Genomic DNA, 14,362 nt, shown 5'->3' on the forward strand with positions numbered 1-14,362 from the left:
GAAGCGCTACCGTCTTCAGGCCGCCGGTCGCCGGAGGCCGACGCCATCGCCGTAGCCGTAGCCGTAGCCGTCAAGGAGGTGCGCGGCACATGCGCACGAGTGGTCGGCAAGCACGCCCGAACCCTGCCGGCTTGTTCCTCCTCCCCACGACGGAGACACCTTGTCCATTCGCATCACCTCGCTGATCGACCCCGACGGCGGCCCGTCCGCCCGCCGCCTGGCGTGGCTGGCTTCCGACGGCGACGGCAACCCCGTCGGGTCGGCGTTCCTGCGTCTTTTCACCCGGCCCGGGCAGGACCACCTCGCCGAGTTGGACCTGCAAGTCCATCCGGCCGAGCGGCGAAACCGCACCGGCACCCGGCTCCTGGAGGAAGCCGTGGCCGCCGCGCGTGGAGACCGCCGACGCTGTGTCATCGCCCAGGCCGAAGCCGGCTCTCCCGGGGCGGAGTTCCTCCCGGCCCGGGGCTTCCGCAAGGTGCTGACACTGACCTTCACTCGCCTCCTCCTGGCCGACGCGGACCTCCCGGCTCTCACCCGCGTCACCGAACAGCCGTGTCCCGGCTACCGGTTGGTGTCCTGGGACGGCACCGTGCCCGACCACCTCGCCGACACGTTCGTCGCGTCACGGCACGCCATGGACGACATGCCGATGGGCAGCACCGACTTCGGCACGGTGACCTGGGACCTGGAACGGGTTCGGGCCGCGGCCGCAACCGTCGAGAAGCGGGGTTCCGCGCTGCACACGGTCGCCGCCATCGACACGTCGGACGGCTCGATCGCCGGCTTCACCGAGTTGGTGATCCCCGGTGACGGCAAGGGCGATGGGCAGCACTACGGCACCGGCGTCCTCCCCCGACACCGAGGGCACGGCCTCGGCCGCTTGATGAAGGCCGCCTCGATCCTCCGGGCCATCGAACGATATCCGGACCTCGGCGGCCTGCTCACCGACACCGCCGACAACAATCCGCACATGCGGCACATCAACGACGCACTCGGCTACGCGCCGACGCACACGACCTTCGAATACCAACTCGACCTCTAGAAGCGGCGGGAGCCGGGCCGGCGAATCATCCCGGCTCGGCCCCTCCGCTGCGCCGGCGGCATCCGGAGGGCTCCGCCATCGACCTCGTCAGAGGAATACCCGCGCATTGTCCAGCCACGTCTGCGCGTCCACACCGACCGCCGTCAGGTCGGTCTCGGCTCGGGACCGGCGTCGGGTGACCCGAAGGCAGAAGTCGAGAGCACTGCCCTGTACCCGTTGCGCCGCGTCCTCCGGGCCCCACGCCCAGATCCGTCCGTCGGGACCGGCCAACTCGACACGGAACGGCTCCGCCGGAACCGGCAGCCGAGCGGCGTAGAACGACAACTCCCGCCCCATCACTCCCAAAGCGGCCACCTGCCGCAACCGACCCGTCGAACGGCGGGCAACACCCAGGGCGTCGAAAACGTCCTGCCCGTGCGCCCACACCTCCATCAGCCGAAGCGGTGCGACCAGCGTCGCGGTCACCTCCGAGCCATACCAGGGAAATCCGAGATCCGGAGGCACCTCCCGCAGCGCCGCCACGACCTCTGCCCGCCCGGCCCGCCACTGTTCCAGCAACAGCGATCGCGGCTTCGCGGCTCCCGCCGCCGCATCGAGATCGGCATACTCCCCGCCCGCCGCTTCCGCCTCCTTCAGGACGGCGCCGAACGCCTCCGGAGTCCGCAAGGCGACGAGCACATTCGCATCGGCCGAGGCAAGGTGCGCGATCTGATGAGCAATCGTCCATCCCACCGCCGGAGTCGGCCTGCTCCAGTCGTCCTGCGCCGACACCAACGCATGCAACTCATCGCCTTCCGCCACCAAGTCGGCCAGTGCGACATCCCGCTCCAGACCGGACGTATCAAGGCCATAATTCAGCATCCGCCGTCACCTTCCCCTTCCACCTGCGCGATATGCCCTCGGCTTCCACTTCATCACAACGCAACGCCGCGCGGGCGGGTCGAATACCCGAGCGTCTGCACGGCGGTTGCCTCGAAGTGGCTCAGGAGCAGTCGAAGCGATGCCGATATGGGAGACCCGGGCAACCACCGCACACGAACACATAGACGCCACCGCGGTCGCCGAGCGTCAGGCCGGCCCCCGCCCAAACCCGATGCCGCTCCTCGGCCGACGCAGAGGGCAGGGTGACGTGCTGCTCCTCCAGAGGCAACCACCGGTCGCCCGTGGCGCCGTCGTACTCGCCGCTGGCAATCGTCACCAGGTGATCCATGCGCTGCTCGCAGTGCCGACAGTCCGGCCAGTCCGGCTCCTGTGTCCAGAGCGGGTAGCCCCCCAGCTTGATCCCGGGGGCGACGGACAGGTGGTGGTCGTAGACCCACTCCGTCTCGGCCGTCAAACGCTCACGCGCAGGAAGAATCGCGGCCGCGACGTCCGGCGGCAGGTCCCAACTCGGGTACTCCACGACCGGTTCGGGATCGATGGCACAGGGCACCGGGGTGTGCTCACGGATGAAGTCCAACCCCTCCTCGGGGCGCGGGAATTCGCTGCGTGCTTCGCATATGGCCCCGGACGATCGCCAATACAGGCGCGGCTGCGTCGTGTAGTGAGGACCGTGCACGAGCGGGCACCACAACAATTGGAAGACATCGCACTCGGCCGGGTACGGCAGCGTGGGTACGTCCGATGCGAATATCTGGAGCACCGGGATCAGCGGCACCGGGCCCGCCGGCGGCTCGTCCATGAACAGGTGCTCCTCGGCACAGTACGGCCACGGCTCGTCCGTCGGCCACAACACCGGACCGCCCACCGAGCTGTCCCGCACCCCGACCGCGGCCGGGCGCGGATGCAGACGCGTCGCGGTCTTCGCGTAGGGCAACACTTCCGGGAACCACGTCCCCATGTCGACCGGGCTCGGCGGGGTGGTACGGGTCACTGGTGCTCCTGGGGAAGTGGGCGATGGAGCGCAATGTACCGAGTGCCATCGCGGTGTGCGCGTCGACCTGGGCGGAAGGCGAACGACGGCGTGCGATTCGGCATGGACAACTTTCGGTGGTGGCCGGGGCGTTCGATGTCCGGGTCCGGGGAGTGGGGGTGGCTCGGTCAGTTCGGGGTGGTGGGGTCGGGACTCAGTGCTCGTTCGATCTCCGCGTGCGGGAAGGGGGTCTGCTTGCTCTCGTTGATGAGGCGGCGGTGGAAGGTGGCCAGGACGGCGGCAGGGCGGGCGTGCCGGTCGATGACGGCCGCGATGTCCGGCCGGATGCCGTCGGGTCGCCGGCCCGCGATCCAGTCGTGCACGAAGGCGTCGCGTTCGGCGTCGCCTCCCACGCCGTCGAGCAGGTGGTAGTGGAGCAGGTGGCTCGCGGTGTAGCAGCGGTCGTACGCGAGGTGTTGCGAGAGGAAGGTGGCCTGGTCCGCCGAGAGGTCGAATCGGGAGCTCAGGGCGAGTCCGAAGTCGGCGAAGTAGAGCCGGTGACCATCGGTCAGGATGTTGTCGAAGTGAGCGTCGAAGTGCACGAGTCCGCGCGAGCCCATGAAGGCGGCCCCGCTCGCCAACGCCTCCTCCACCCGAAGACCGAGCGAGCCCTCCTCGCCCTCCGCCACGGCGGTCTCGCGGTGCTCGGCCAGCCACGTGCCGAGGGTGTGCGGCACGTACTCCAGGAAGAGCACCAGGCTGGACGACGACCGGCCGATGGCCTCCAGCCGACGGCGTACGGCCGGTGATCCCTCCCAGTGCGCGACAGCGCCTTCCAGGCCCCCGAACTCGTCGGTGAATCCTTCGGGAGCGGAATCGCGCAGGACCCGCCAGTGGTACATCAGCGGGAATCCCGCGTACTCGTCGCCGAGCACCCAGTTCGTGGTCATGGTGTGCACCGCAAGCTCTCGCCAGGCACCGAACCCGGCCGATCCGATCCCGTATTGGTAGTACATCGGCAGCCCGAAGACGTTCGCCGTCGACCGCACGTTCTCCGGGCGCAATTCCGTGTCGGTCAAGGGGACGCGCTTGACGAAGACGCGAGTTCCGTCGACGTGCAACTCCGCCGACCGGCCGCCGATGCCGGACCCGAGCGGAGTGGCGGCTGCCACCACCTCCCCGAGCCGGTGGTCGCTCAGCAGGGAGAGCTGCGTGCTCACCGCCCCGTATCCGGCCAACCGCCCGGCCCGCAGCCGATCCCGGCCCGGCATCGACGGCTCCTCGGTGCCCGCACCCGGGCTGCTGCGCTCCCACATACGGCACGACCCTACGCCGGCGAGGCCGGGCCGCGTCGGCTGCGCCCACGAAGGCGTGACCGGCGAAGTGGCCTACGTGGTCCGGGCATTGCCCGGCCGTCGCCGGCCGCCCACCCTCGCCGGGCCGGTCCCAGACGTTGGTACCCCGGGACGAACCGGCCGCAAATCCTTGAACGAACGGACAACCCACGGCTCCCTCGAATGAGATGACCTGTCCGCAGCGCACAGCAACCCCGCGCGGAACTCCAGGACGGGCACGACACGCCCGCATTCGACACACGTTCGACAATGTGGGCAACCGGTTACCTCGCAGCCAACCTCATCGGAGATGGAGAGCCCATGCGTCGTCGGACAAGCGCTGTCGCGGCCCTGGCGGTCGCGGTCCCCCTGCTGACCGCCTCCGCCCCTGTCGCATCGGCCGCAGCACCGCCGTGTGACACCAGGCCCGTCCAGGCGGCGCTGAAGGCACTGGGCGGTGTCGGCGCGTCAGGGGTCGGCATGACGGTGCAGAGTCCCCGCTGCGGCGTCCTGACCGGCGGTGTGGGCCTCGCCGACCGCAAGACGGGCCGCAAGGTCGTCGGCAACGAGCACAGCCGCATCGCCAGCAATACCAAGACCTGGGTGGCCACGGTCGTGCTCCAGCTCGTCGGCGAAGGAAAGCTCGGGCTCGACGACACCGTCGACCGTCATCTGCCCGGGCTGATCCGCACCGGGACCTACGACGGACGCACGATCACCCTCCGGCAACTGCTCCAGCACACCAGCGGCTTGCCCGACTACCTGGAGGCACCGTTCTGGCGGGACGAGACCGCGCACCGCTGGGATCACATCGAACCCCTGCAGACGATCGAGCAGGCGCTGACCCTGCCCCCGCCCGAGGACAAGCCCTTCTCCTACTCCAACACCAACTACAACCTGGCCGGAATGATCGTCGCCAAGGTCACCGGGCGCAGCATCGCCACCGAGATCGAACAGCGCATCGTCAAGCCCCTCGGCCTGCGCAACACCTCCTGGCCGGGCGACCGGACCACCCTCCCCGAGCCGGAACTGCGCGGCTACGTCAGGCGGTCCGGGAAGGAACTCGACTGGACGGAATGGAACACCTCGGGAGCCGACGCATCGGGTGCGCTGGTCTCCACCGGCGCCGACGTCACCGCCTTCTGGTCCGCGCTGATGGGCGGGAAACTGCTGGCCCCGGCCCAGCTCGCCGAGATGAAGCGGACCGTTCCCGACCCCACCGTGCGGGGGGCGCGCTACGGCCTGGGCGTCGAGCGCTACGAGCAGGCCCCGGGCCTGGTCACCTGGGGACACAGCGGCTTCATGGAGACCGGACACAAGATCCGGAACACCGTCACCGACGACGGCCAACGGGCCGTGACCCTGCTGATCGGCTCGGAGGAGTTCAAGGAGGCAAAGGTCGACTCCATCCTCCGCACCCTCATCCGCGACCTCCGCTGACCGCCTTCGGCGACCGGACGGTTCGACCGGGACGGGGCCATGGACCTCGACGGCCGTCTCCCGTCGAAGCCTTCGGCCGGCGGCGGTGGCGGCCGTGGCGGTGTGCACGACTCGCGAGGGTCGGGGTCGAGGGGGTGCGAACACGATGGATGCCGTGACGCCGTCCGCCGAGTTCGCACCCGGGCTGCACACCGGGCTCGGCGCCCCGCTGATCGAGACCGTGCCGCGCGCCGACTACCGGGGCCGGGGCCGAAATCGTCGCGTGAGATGCCGTACGTTCCGAGGCGGGAGCGGAACTCGGTGGTATTCGGCGTGCAGATCGGGAAGGCTCGCCCGCATGGTCTCGGTATTGCAGAACGTGGCGATCGACTGTGTGGATGCCTATGGGCTGGCCCGGTTCTGGAGCGGGGTGACCGGCCGGCCGCTGGATCCGGCGGACCGACCGGGCGACCCGGAGGTCCAGGTGCTGTTGGCGGAGGGCCCGGTGTTGTACTTCAACCAGGTGCCCGAGGCCAAGACGATCAAGAACCGGATCCATCTGTGCCTGCGCCCCGAGACGTCGCGCGATCAGGAGGTGGACCGACTGCTGGGCCTCGGTGCCACCTTCGTTGCCGATCACCGCAATCCCGACGGTTCGGGCTGGGCGGTCCTCGCCGACCCCGAAGGCAACGAATTCTGCGTGCTGCGCAGCGAGTCCGACCGAGCCGCCATGACTTCCTGACGCCCACGCGGCAGCGCCGACACGGCGCGATCCCGGCTCGGGCCCAGGCTCAGAGCGCGAATACGGGCCGGGTGGAGAATTCCTCGTACATGTCCTCGCCATCCGAGGTGTACACGAATTCGGTGGCGAGGAAAGGATTGCGGTTGGCCGTGGCCAGGGCCAGCCATGCGATCAGGCGGCCGTAGCCGCCGCAGACCGACTCGCCGCCGTCGCCGCCGTGCACCGCGGTGACGTCGCTCGTCAGCTCGGTCCGGTACGTGTCGTAGGCGATGAGCAGGCCCAGGGCGTTCGGTCCGTGCTGTGGGCCGGTGTGATCCTCGTAGGGGCTCCGGTCGAGGGGGCAGTCGTCGCCCCATCGGAACAGGGTGGTCGCGCCGGCTCCGCAGGCGTGTTCCCACTCATCGGAGTTCGGCATCCGCAGACCTCGCGCCGCGAGCACCCCCGGCATGTCGGTGGGCGGCTCGGTGAGGTTCTCGTCCTCCACCGCCATCAGCACCGTCGCGAGGGTGACCTGCCGGCGCGGACTGAGCAGGTGAGCGAGATAGGCCCGCAGATCGGGTCCGTACCCGAAGCCCGCCTGCTCGCTCTGCCGGTAGTCGGCGACCTGTTCGGGCGTCGGTTGCCAGGTGTCGAGGTCGAATCCGAGCGTGACGACGCCACCCGGTACCAGGGCGAATTCCTGGGCGTCCCGTTCGATCCGGACGCGGTGCATCCGGGCACCGAGGTGCTCCACGGCCTCGACGGCGACAACACGACCGCCTGCCGTATCGGCCGCCTGTCGTGCGACTCGGCGGGCGGTGGAGAGGTCGAATGAACGCCACCGGTCGAAGGTGAGCTCGGCAAGAGACATGCGCGGCACTCTTGCACCACGCTCCGACAGAGCCGACCTCGGCACGACCCACCGGAAACGACGTGCCGCCGGTGCCCTCGCCCACCGCGGCCGCAGCTTCGACGGCCCCCTCCTGACCGCGCCCCTGCACGCCCTTCGGAACCCGACCACCGGTCTTCCCCACCTCGGCATCGCCCGATTCGACCACGCGACGTTCACCGCCGACGCCGGCTTCCTCGGCGCGACCTTCCTCGCGGACGCCGCCTCCGGCCAGGGCCTCACCTCCACCGGGGCCGAGATCGAGATGGCCTCACGCCTCGTCGGACCCGTCCTCCCGGGCCTCGCCGCACTCGCCATCCGGGGCCGCGTCGAACGGTGAGTCCGTTGCCAGGGGTTCGCCCTGCCTTCCACGTACGCCCTTTGTACGGCTTATACGACTTGCTCTGATAGGGGAGCATTTACTCCCTTCCTGGGTATCTTGCGGCTGCAAAGCCATGGAGCACCCTGGAGGGAGCGCAGTGTCCGACTCACCGCAGCACCGCATCTTCGCCATGTTGGACGTCGACGGCGACGGAGCCATCACCCACGAGGAATATCTCGCCCGGGTCGACCGCGTGGCCTCCGCCGTGGGCCGCGACGCCCACCATCCGGTCGTCGTCGCGTCGCGGGCCGCCCACGAGGCGGTCTTCCAAGACATGGACGCCGACCACGACGGACGCGTGACGTTCGAGGAATATCGCTCGTGGGTGGGGCACGACGCGTTCGAACGCTCCTGCCGACCCGCCCTGGGTTCCCTGTTCGACATCGCCGACGCCGACGCCGACGGGCGCCTGGACCGCGCCGAGTTCATCCGCCTGCGCGCGGCGGGAGGCAACGCCGAGGCCGATGCCGCCGTAGCATTCGACGCCCTCGACAACGACCGCGACGGACTGGTCGACCGCGACGCCTACCTGGCCGGCATTCGCAATTTCGTCACCATGGGCAGTTCCCCGATGGCCGCCGCCTACGGCACGGGGCAACCGGTGCCGGGCCGTTCCTGACCCCGCCGGCCGGACGGCCACGGCCGCGCGGTGCGGGACGGAGCGGAGGTGGAGCAGCGGGGGTGGAGCATGGGTGGAACGGAGGCAGAGGTGCGGACGTCGACCCGGCCCGTGCCGTTGATCGCGCTCGGCCAGGGCATTGCGGTCGCACCCGCTTCAGTGCATGCCGTGCAAGACGGCGTGGCCCTTGCCGGCGGAGATCAGGTGTCCCTGCTGTCGGTGCATCCGGTCCCCCATGTGCTGTTCACCCTTCGCCCGCCCGGGTCTTCCATACCCCATACGGGTAGTGCCCATCGGCGAGAAAGCTATGGGTGACCCGCCATGATCGTCAACAGCGAGTCGTGGTGCCCCCTGGAGGCGGTTCGTGAACGGAAGCACCAACGCGGCCGGTCACGCCGTCGACCCGGCGTCCCTGTGCCAAGCATCCCGCGGAGCAAACACATGACAGACACCCAGGCGCCGACACCGACCACCGTGCCCACGGCGACGGAGACGGAGACCGTTCCGCGCTCGGCCCGCCGAGGCGAGATCGTGGTGAACTGGCTGACCACCACCGATCACAAGACGATCGGCAACCTCTACTTCGTCACATCGTTCCTGTTCTTCCTCTTCGGTGGCGTGCTCGCACTCGGCATGCGCGCCGAACTGGCGCGCCCAGGCACGCAGTTCATCTCCAACGAGCAGTTCAACCAGTCGTTCACGATGCACGGCGCGATCATGTTGTTGATGTTCGCCACACCCCTGTTCGCGGGCTTCACCAACTGGATCATGCCGCTCCAGATCGGCGCACCGGACGTGGCCTTCCCCCGCCTGAACATGCTCGCCTACTGGCTCTACCTGTTCGGCTCGCTGATCGCGGTCGCCGGGTTCCTCACCCCGCAGGGGGCGGCCGACTTCGGGTGGTTCGCGTACACCCCGCTGAGCGGCCTGGTGCGCTCGCCGTCGATCGGCGGGGACATGTGGATCATGGGCCTGGCGATGTCCGGCTTCGGGACCATCGTGGGCGCGGTCAACTTCATCACCACGATCATCTGCATGCGTACACCCGGGATGACCATGTTCCGGCTGCCGATCTTCTGTTGGAACGTCCTGCTGACCTCGGTGCTGGTCATCATGGCGTTTCCGGTACTGGCAGCGGCCCTGTTCGCGCTGGAGGCCGACCGCAAGTTCGGTACCCACGTCTTCGACCCCGCCAACGGCGGAGCACTGCTGTGGCAACACCTGTTCTGGTTCTTCGGCCACCCCGAGGTCTACATCATCGCGCTGCCGTTCTTCGGCATCGTCACCGAGATCCTCCCGGTCTTCTCGCGCAACCCCATCTTCGGCTACAAGAGCCTGATCGCCGCCACCATCGCCATCGCGGGACTCTCGGTCACCGTCTGGGCACACCACATGTTCCCCACCGGTGCCGTGATGTTGCCGTTCTTCTCGTTCATGACGTTCCTGATCGCCGTACCCACCGGAGTGAAGTTCTTCAACTGGATCGGCACCATGTGGAACGGGTCGCTGTCCTTCGAGACCCCCATGTTGTGGTCGATCGGCTTCCTGGTCACGTTCCTCTTCGGCGGGCTCACCGGCGTCGTCCTGGCCTCTCCGCCACTGGACTTCCACGTCACCGACAGCTACTTCGTCGTGGCCCACTTCCACTACGTCGTCTTCGGCACCGTCGTCTTCGCCATGTTCGCCGGATTCCACTTCTGGTGGCCCAAGTTCACCGGCAAGATGCTCGACGAACGACTCGGCAAAATCCATTTCTGGGCCCTGTTCGTCGGCTTCCACACCACCTTCCTGGTGCAACACTGGCTCGGCGCCAAGGGCATGCCCCGCCGCTACGCCGACTATCTCGCCGGCGACGGGTTCACCACGCTGAACACGGTCTCCAGCATCGGCTCGTTCCTGCTCGGCCTGTCCACGCTGCCGTTCCTGTACAACGTCTGGAAGACGCACAGATACGGACGCAGGGTCGTGGTGGACGACCCGTGGGGATACGGTCGCTCGCTGGAATGGGCGACCCCCTGCCCGCCGCCCCGGCACAACTTCACCCGGCAGCCCCGAGTGCGCTCCGAATCCCCGGCCTTCGACCTGCACTATCCGGAGGTCGCCGCCGCGGACTACCCCACCCGCCGGGTGGCCGAACTGCTGGCCGGCGCCGATCCCGACACCGACATCGCCTCGGCCATCGACACGTCGAAGGGGCCGACGACGAAGCACTGACCGACCGCCGGCCCGCGCGGTCGCCGCCGCGCCGGCCGCGTCTCTTGTTATGGTGGATGGGTGGCACTGTTCTACTTTCTCTGAGTCCGGGCCCGGCCGACGTCGCCGATTCCGCCGCCCGTAGACACTTCGCATGCCCAGGGAAAGTCACATGCGCGAACGCGCCCACACCACTTCCGGCACCCCTTCGCCCGCCGCCGTGGCGCAACTGTCCGTCCAGGACGTCAGCAAGTCCTACGGCACCCGCACCCTCCTCGACCAGGTCTCCTTCACCATCCGCCCGGGCGAGAAGGCGGCGGTCGTCGGCGAGAACGGCTCCGGCAAATCCACCCTGCTCCGGCTGCTCGCCGCAGCCGAGGCCCCGGACGCCGGGCGGATCACCGTCGACTTCCCCGGCGGCATCGGCCACCTCGCCCAGACCCTCGACCTCGACCCGGACCGCACCGTGCAGGACGCCGTCGACCTCGCCCTGACCGAACTGCGGGACCTGGAACACCGGCTGCGCACCGCGGAGGCCCGCCTCGCCGACGCGTCGAAAGACGAACTCGACGCGTACGGCGACCTGTTGAACGTGTACGAGGAACGCGGCGGTTACGGGGCGGACGCCCGCGTCGATGCCGCCATGCACGCGCTCGGGCTCGTCGGGGTCACCCGCGACCGCGTGCTCGGCTCGCTCTCGGGCGGCGAACAATCGCGGCTCGCGCTCGCCTGCGTGTTGGCCGCCGCCCCCGAACTGTTGCTCCTCGACGAGCCGACGAACCATCTCGACGCCGCGGCCGTGCACCACCTGGAGGAATGCCTGCGCGCGCACCGCGGCACGGTCGTCGCGGTCACCCACGACCGCGGCTTCCTGGAGCGCATCGCCGACACGATCCTCGAAGTCGACCGGGACACACGCACGGTGCACCGGTACGGCGACGGCTGGGCGGGTTTCCGAGCCGCCAAGGCCGCCGCTCGACGCCGCGCGGAGCAGCAACACGCGGACTGGCTCGAAGAGGTGGCCGATGCCGAGGAGCTGCTCGACGCCGCGGGGAAGCGGTTGGCCGGCACCGGCAAGGATCCGCGGCAGGGCTTCGGCAAGCACCGCCGCTCCCACGAGGCGAAACTCGGAGGGCAGGTACGGGCGGTCCGTGAGCGGCTGGCCCACCTGCGCCGCAACCCGGTGGCGGCGCCGCCGGAACCACTGCGGTTCACCACGGTGCCGGCGGCGGCCGGTGGCGAACGTCCCGTCGACCTCCCGCTCGCCGAGCTGGACCGGGTGGCGGTCGGCGAACGGCTGCGTCTGGACGAGCTGTTGGCGATCGCCCCCGGGCAGCGCCTGCTGGTCACGGGCGAGAACGGCGCGGGCAAGACGACCCTGCTCCGCGTCCTGGCCGGCGAACTGGAACCGGACGCGGGAGCGGTGCGTCGGACGGCCCGGATCGCCTACCTGGCCCAGGAACTGCCCGCGCGGGCCACCCGCCTCCCGCTGCTCGCCGCGTTCTCGGCCGGCCGCCCGGGGCTGCCGGAGGAATACGCCGAACAACTGCTGGCGCTGGGCCTGTTCCGCAGCGAGGACCTTCCCGTCCCGGTCGCGGCGCTGTCCGCGGGGCAACGACGGCGGCTGCAGATCGCGCGGCTGGTGACCCGGCCGGCGGACCTCCTCGTACTCGACGAGCCGACGAACCACATCGCCCTCGACCTGATCGAGGACCTGGAGGCGGCGCTCGCCGCCTACCCCGGGGCGGTGGTCGCGGTCTCGCACGACCGGCGCTTCCGCGAACGGTTCCCGGGGGAACGCCTGCACCTGCGCGGCGGCCGAAGGCACTGAGCGCCCCGGCTCGACCGAGGCGTCGGTGGCCGCCGTCCTCAAGACCTGGGAGGTCACCGGCGGATCCCCGAGAACCGACATCGTCCCCGCGAGCAGCACGGGGGCGCAACTCCCTCGATTCTCGGCAAAACGCCACGGCACGCGTGCCGGAACACGTAGCTTCGAGCGTGTTGTCGGGTCGGCCGAGCTGGGGGGTTTGGCGTGGGCGGGGAAAGAGCTGTGTCGCCGGCGGTGCGCGGCGCGTTCGAGGAATTGTTCGACGCCGGGTTCGCGGCGGTACGGATTCACCAAGGGGCCCTGGGCACAGGCACGTTCGGCGCCGGGCAGCTCGCCTGTACACACGGCACGGACCTCGCGTTCGCGCCGGGCGCATACGACCCGCACAGCGTCGCGGGGCGCGAGCTGATCGGGCACGAGCTGGCCCACGTGTTGCAGCAGCGGTACGGCCGGGTCCGCCCCGGCGCCCCGGACCCGGCGCTGGAGGCGGAGGCGATCGAGGCCGGCCGGCGCGTCGCGCGCGGCCTGCCGGTGCGGGTGCCGGGCGCCGGGCGCCACGGGCGCGCGGTGACACAGTTCTACAACGTGCACGCCGCCGGTCCGGGGGCGCCGTTCGTGGTCGTCGGCGGTGGTGCGCATCACGCGCCCGTACAGCCGCAGGACTCGTTCATCGGGCAGGTCAAGGCGGGCGGTGGACAGTCGTTCATGACCGGTGCGCCGCCGACCGTGCGGCTCGCGGCGACGAATCCGGGCGGGGTATCGCTGCGGGTGTCGGGCAACAACGAGATGGCGATCGAGGATTGCGACCTCGGGGTCCGGCAACCGAAGTGCTTCTACGCGACGCAGGCCGTCGTCGACGCGAGCAACCACCGCCTGACGCTCATCAATTCGCGCTTTCGGCTGGTGGCCGATCCGCCCGGGGCGAACCAGCGGCGGATCACCGTCGCGGGCAACACGCTGCTCCGGGTGCTGCCGCAGGAGGCCGCGTCGGGCACGACCGGCCTGAACATGCCCTGCAACCAGCCGTGCAACGAGATGATCTCGCACGTGATCGGCGTACCGTTCCCTTCGGTACGGTTCGAAGCGAACCCGCATGTGCCGCACCATCACATGCTCGAATATCACATCGCCCGGGCGCTGTTGCCGGGTCCGCCGCCGCCGGTGCTCGACGACACCGACCTGGTGACGGTCGCCGACACCGCGCGCACCATCGCCGCGGCCTACGGCGCCGCCGCGCACGCGCCGACGGCGACGTTCACCGGGTATCTCCAGACGTACGGACTCAACCAGTTCGCCGCGCCCGGGGTCGGCGAGGGGTTCCTGACCGTGAGCCTGGTCGTCACCGCCCCGACGTCCCAGTTGGCCCAGGGCGCCTATCCCAGCCAGACCGACTTCTACCGTCCCATGGCCGGCGCGAATCCGGTGCTGTTGAGCAGCAGGACCTGGGGCGATCACTGGGCGGGGGTGGTCGCCTCCGACGGGTCCGACGTGGTGACCCTGGAGAACTACGCGCGCAACGCCGAGGACGCGGTGCCCAGTCCGGACGAGCGCTACTACTTCCAGATGTACCAGACCGATCCGGCCGGCGCCGGAACGACCTGGCACACCGCGTGGACGAGTACGCCGATGGTGGCGATACCGCCGCCGGTCCCCGCCGTCCCCCTGCCGCATCCGGCCCCGACCCACTGGCCGGCCACCCCCGGCGTACGCAGCTTCGCGAACCCGTTGACGATGCGGATGGGCCGCGCGCGGGATCGCTGGAACATCATCGCCGACACGCTCTACGCCGCCGTGGCCACCGCCACCATCGAGAACGACCACGGGATGATCGGGACCGCCGCCGACGCGCACGCCGAGATCCGCAACATCCTCAAGGGCCTGCGCTACGCCAACGTGCAGATCGCCGCGAACAACAAGGGCACCAAGGCCCGCAACGACGCCTGGGTGTTGGCGCTCACGAACGCGATGGCGGCACGTCGGTTCGAGGGGAACGTACAGGCGCTGCAACACACGCACGACCGGATGATCGACCTGCTGATGATGTGAACCGCTCCGCCGTCGGCGCGCCCGGTCCCCGGGGAAC

The 14,362-nt window shown here is 69.7% G+C and carries 12 protein-coding genes; 8 read left to right on the forward strand and 4 right to left on the reverse strand.

Annotated elements, in window-relative coordinates:
- The first annotated feature begins 160 nt into the window (after positions 1-160).
- The gene (locus ABZ374_RS23785) at positions 161-1,042 is read left to right on the forward strand and encodes a GNAT family N-acetyltransferase (protein ID WP_360314189.1); all 882 of its coding nucleotides are present in this window, start codon (positions 161-163) and stop codon (positions 1,040-1,042) included.
- Between the two features lie 87 nt (positions 1,043-1,129).
- On the opposite strand, the gene ABZ374_RS23790 is transcribed toward ABZ374_RS23785, so the two are convergent.
- From ABZ374_RS23790 to ABZ374_RS23800, 3 genes are all read right to left on the reverse strand, one after another.
- Complete coding sequence (locus ABZ374_RS23790) at positions 1,130-1,903, reverse strand: TIGR03084 family metal-binding protein (RefSeq protein WP_360314191.1); 774 nt, start codon at positions 1,901-1,903, stop codon at positions 1,130-1,132.
- Positions 1,904-2,024: 121 nt separating this feature from the next.
- Positions 2,025-2,915: a DUF1963 domain-containing protein gene (locus ABZ374_RS23795; protein WP_360314193.1), complete on the reverse strand. Its 891-nt coding sequence runs from the start codon at positions 2,913-2,915 to the stop codon at positions 2,025-2,027.
- A gap of 167 nt (positions 2,916-3,082) precedes the next feature.
- The gene (locus tag ABZ374_RS23800) at positions 3,083-4,165 is read right to left on the reverse strand and encodes a serine/threonine-protein kinase (RefSeq protein ID WP_360314293.1); all 1,083 of its coding nucleotides are present in this window, start codon (positions 4,163-4,165) and stop codon (positions 3,083-3,085) included.
- Between the two features lie 384 nt (positions 4,166-4,549).
- Here ABZ374_RS23800 and ABZ374_RS23805 point away from each other — a divergent pair, with 384 nt between their 5' ends.
- Complete coding sequence (locus tag ABZ374_RS23805) at positions 4,550-5,668, forward strand: serine hydrolase domain-containing protein (protein WP_360314195.1); 1,119 nt, start codon at positions 4,550-4,552, stop codon at positions 5,666-5,668.
- Positions 5,669-6,005: 337 nt separating this feature from the next.
- Positions 6,006-6,389 carry a VOC family protein gene (locus ABZ374_RS23810; RefSeq protein WP_360314197.1) on the forward strand — a complete coding sequence of 128 codons (384 nt, stop codon included), beginning with the start codon at positions 6,006-6,008 and terminating at the stop codon, positions 6,387-6,389.
- Positions 6,390-6,438: 49 nt separating this feature from the next.
- Here the strand turns inward: ABZ374_RS23810 and ABZ374_RS23815 are convergent, their stop codons facing one another.
- Positions 6,439-7,239, reverse strand: coding sequence for a hypothetical protein (locus tag ABZ374_RS23815; protein ID WP_360314199.1), 801 nt, complete (start codon positions 7,237-7,239; stop codon positions 6,439-6,441).
- Here ABZ374_RS23815 and ABZ374_RS23820 point away from each other — a divergent pair.
- The 5 genes from ABZ374_RS23820 to ABZ374_RS23840 all read left to right on the forward strand — a co-directional run bounded on the left by ABZ374_RS23820 (position 7,238) and on the right by ABZ374_RS23840 (position 14,325).
- A complete protein-coding gene (locus ABZ374_RS23820) occupies positions 7,238-7,597 on the forward strand; it encodes a hypothetical protein (RefSeq protein WP_360314201.1) in 360 nt (119 codons plus the stop codon). The genes ABZ374_RS23815 and ABZ374_RS23820 overlap by 2 nt on opposite strands.
- Positions 7,598-7,736: 139 nt before the next feature.
- Complete coding sequence (locus ABZ374_RS23825; RefSeq protein WP_360314203.1) at positions 7,737-8,258, forward strand: EF-hand domain-containing protein; 522 nt, start codon at positions 7,737-7,739, stop codon at positions 8,256-8,258.
- A gap of 441 nt (positions 8,259-8,699) precedes the next feature.
- Positions 8,700-10,472 (forward strand): cytochrome c oxidase subunit I, encoded by a 1,773-nt coding sequence (gene ctaD / locus ABZ374_RS23830; RefSeq protein ID WP_360314205.1) that lies wholly within the window; start codon positions 8,700-8,702, stop codon positions 10,470-10,472.
- A gap of 151 nt (positions 10,473-10,623) precedes the next feature.
- Positions 10,624-12,282, forward strand: coding sequence for a ribosomal protection-like ABC-F family protein (abc-f, locus tag ABZ374_RS23835; RefSeq protein ID WP_360314207.1), 1,659 nt, complete (start codon positions 10,624-10,626; stop codon positions 12,280-12,282).
- Between the two features lie 219 nt (positions 12,283-12,501).
- Positions 12,502-14,325 (forward strand): DUF4157 domain-containing protein, encoded by a 1,824-nt coding sequence (locus ABZ374_RS23840; protein ID WP_360314209.1) that lies wholly within the window; start codon positions 12,502-12,504, stop codon positions 14,323-14,325.
- The last annotated feature ends 37 nt before the right edge of the window (positions 14,326-14,362 follow it).

This window comes from Embleya sp. NPDC005971 (assembly GCF_040629175.1).
Taxonomy (GTDB): Bacteria; Actinomycetota; Actinomycetes; order Streptomycetales; family Streptomycetaceae; genus Embleya.

Excerpts from the sequence above, each read along its gene's own strand:
- ABZ374_RS23790 (WP_360314191.1), bottom strand. The coding sequence starts at position 1,903 with ATGCTGAATTATGGCCTTGATACGTCCGGTCTGGAGCGGGATGTCGCA.
- ABZ374_RS23800 (WP_360314293.1), bottom strand. The coding sequence starts at position 4,165 with ATGCCGGGCCGGGATCGGCTGCGGGCCGGGCGGTTGGCCGGATACGGG.
- ABZ374_RS23805 (WP_360314195.1), top strand. The coding sequence starts at position 4,550 with ATGCGTCGTCGGACAAGCGCTGTCGCGGCCCTGGCGGTCGCGGTCCCC.
- ABZ374_RS23810 (WP_360314197.1), top strand. The coding sequence starts at position 6,006 with ATGGTCTCGGTATTGCAGAACGTGGCGATCGACTGTGTGGATGCCTAT.
- ABZ374_RS23820 (WP_360314201.1), top strand. The coding sequence starts at position 7,238 with ATGCGCGGCACTCTTGCACCACGCTCCGACAGAGCCGACCTCGGCACG.
- ABZ374_RS23815 (WP_360314199.1), bottom strand. The coding sequence starts at position 7,239 with ATGTCTCTTGCCGAGCTCACCTTCGACCGGTGGCGTTCATTCGACCTC.
- ctaD (WP_360314205.1), top strand. The coding sequence starts at position 8,700 with ATGACAGACACCCAGGCGCCGACACCGACCACCGTGCCCACGGCGACG.
- abc-f (WP_360314207.1), top strand. The coding sequence starts at position 10,624 with ATGCGCGAACGCGCCCACACCACTTCCGGCACCCCTTCGCCCGCCGCC.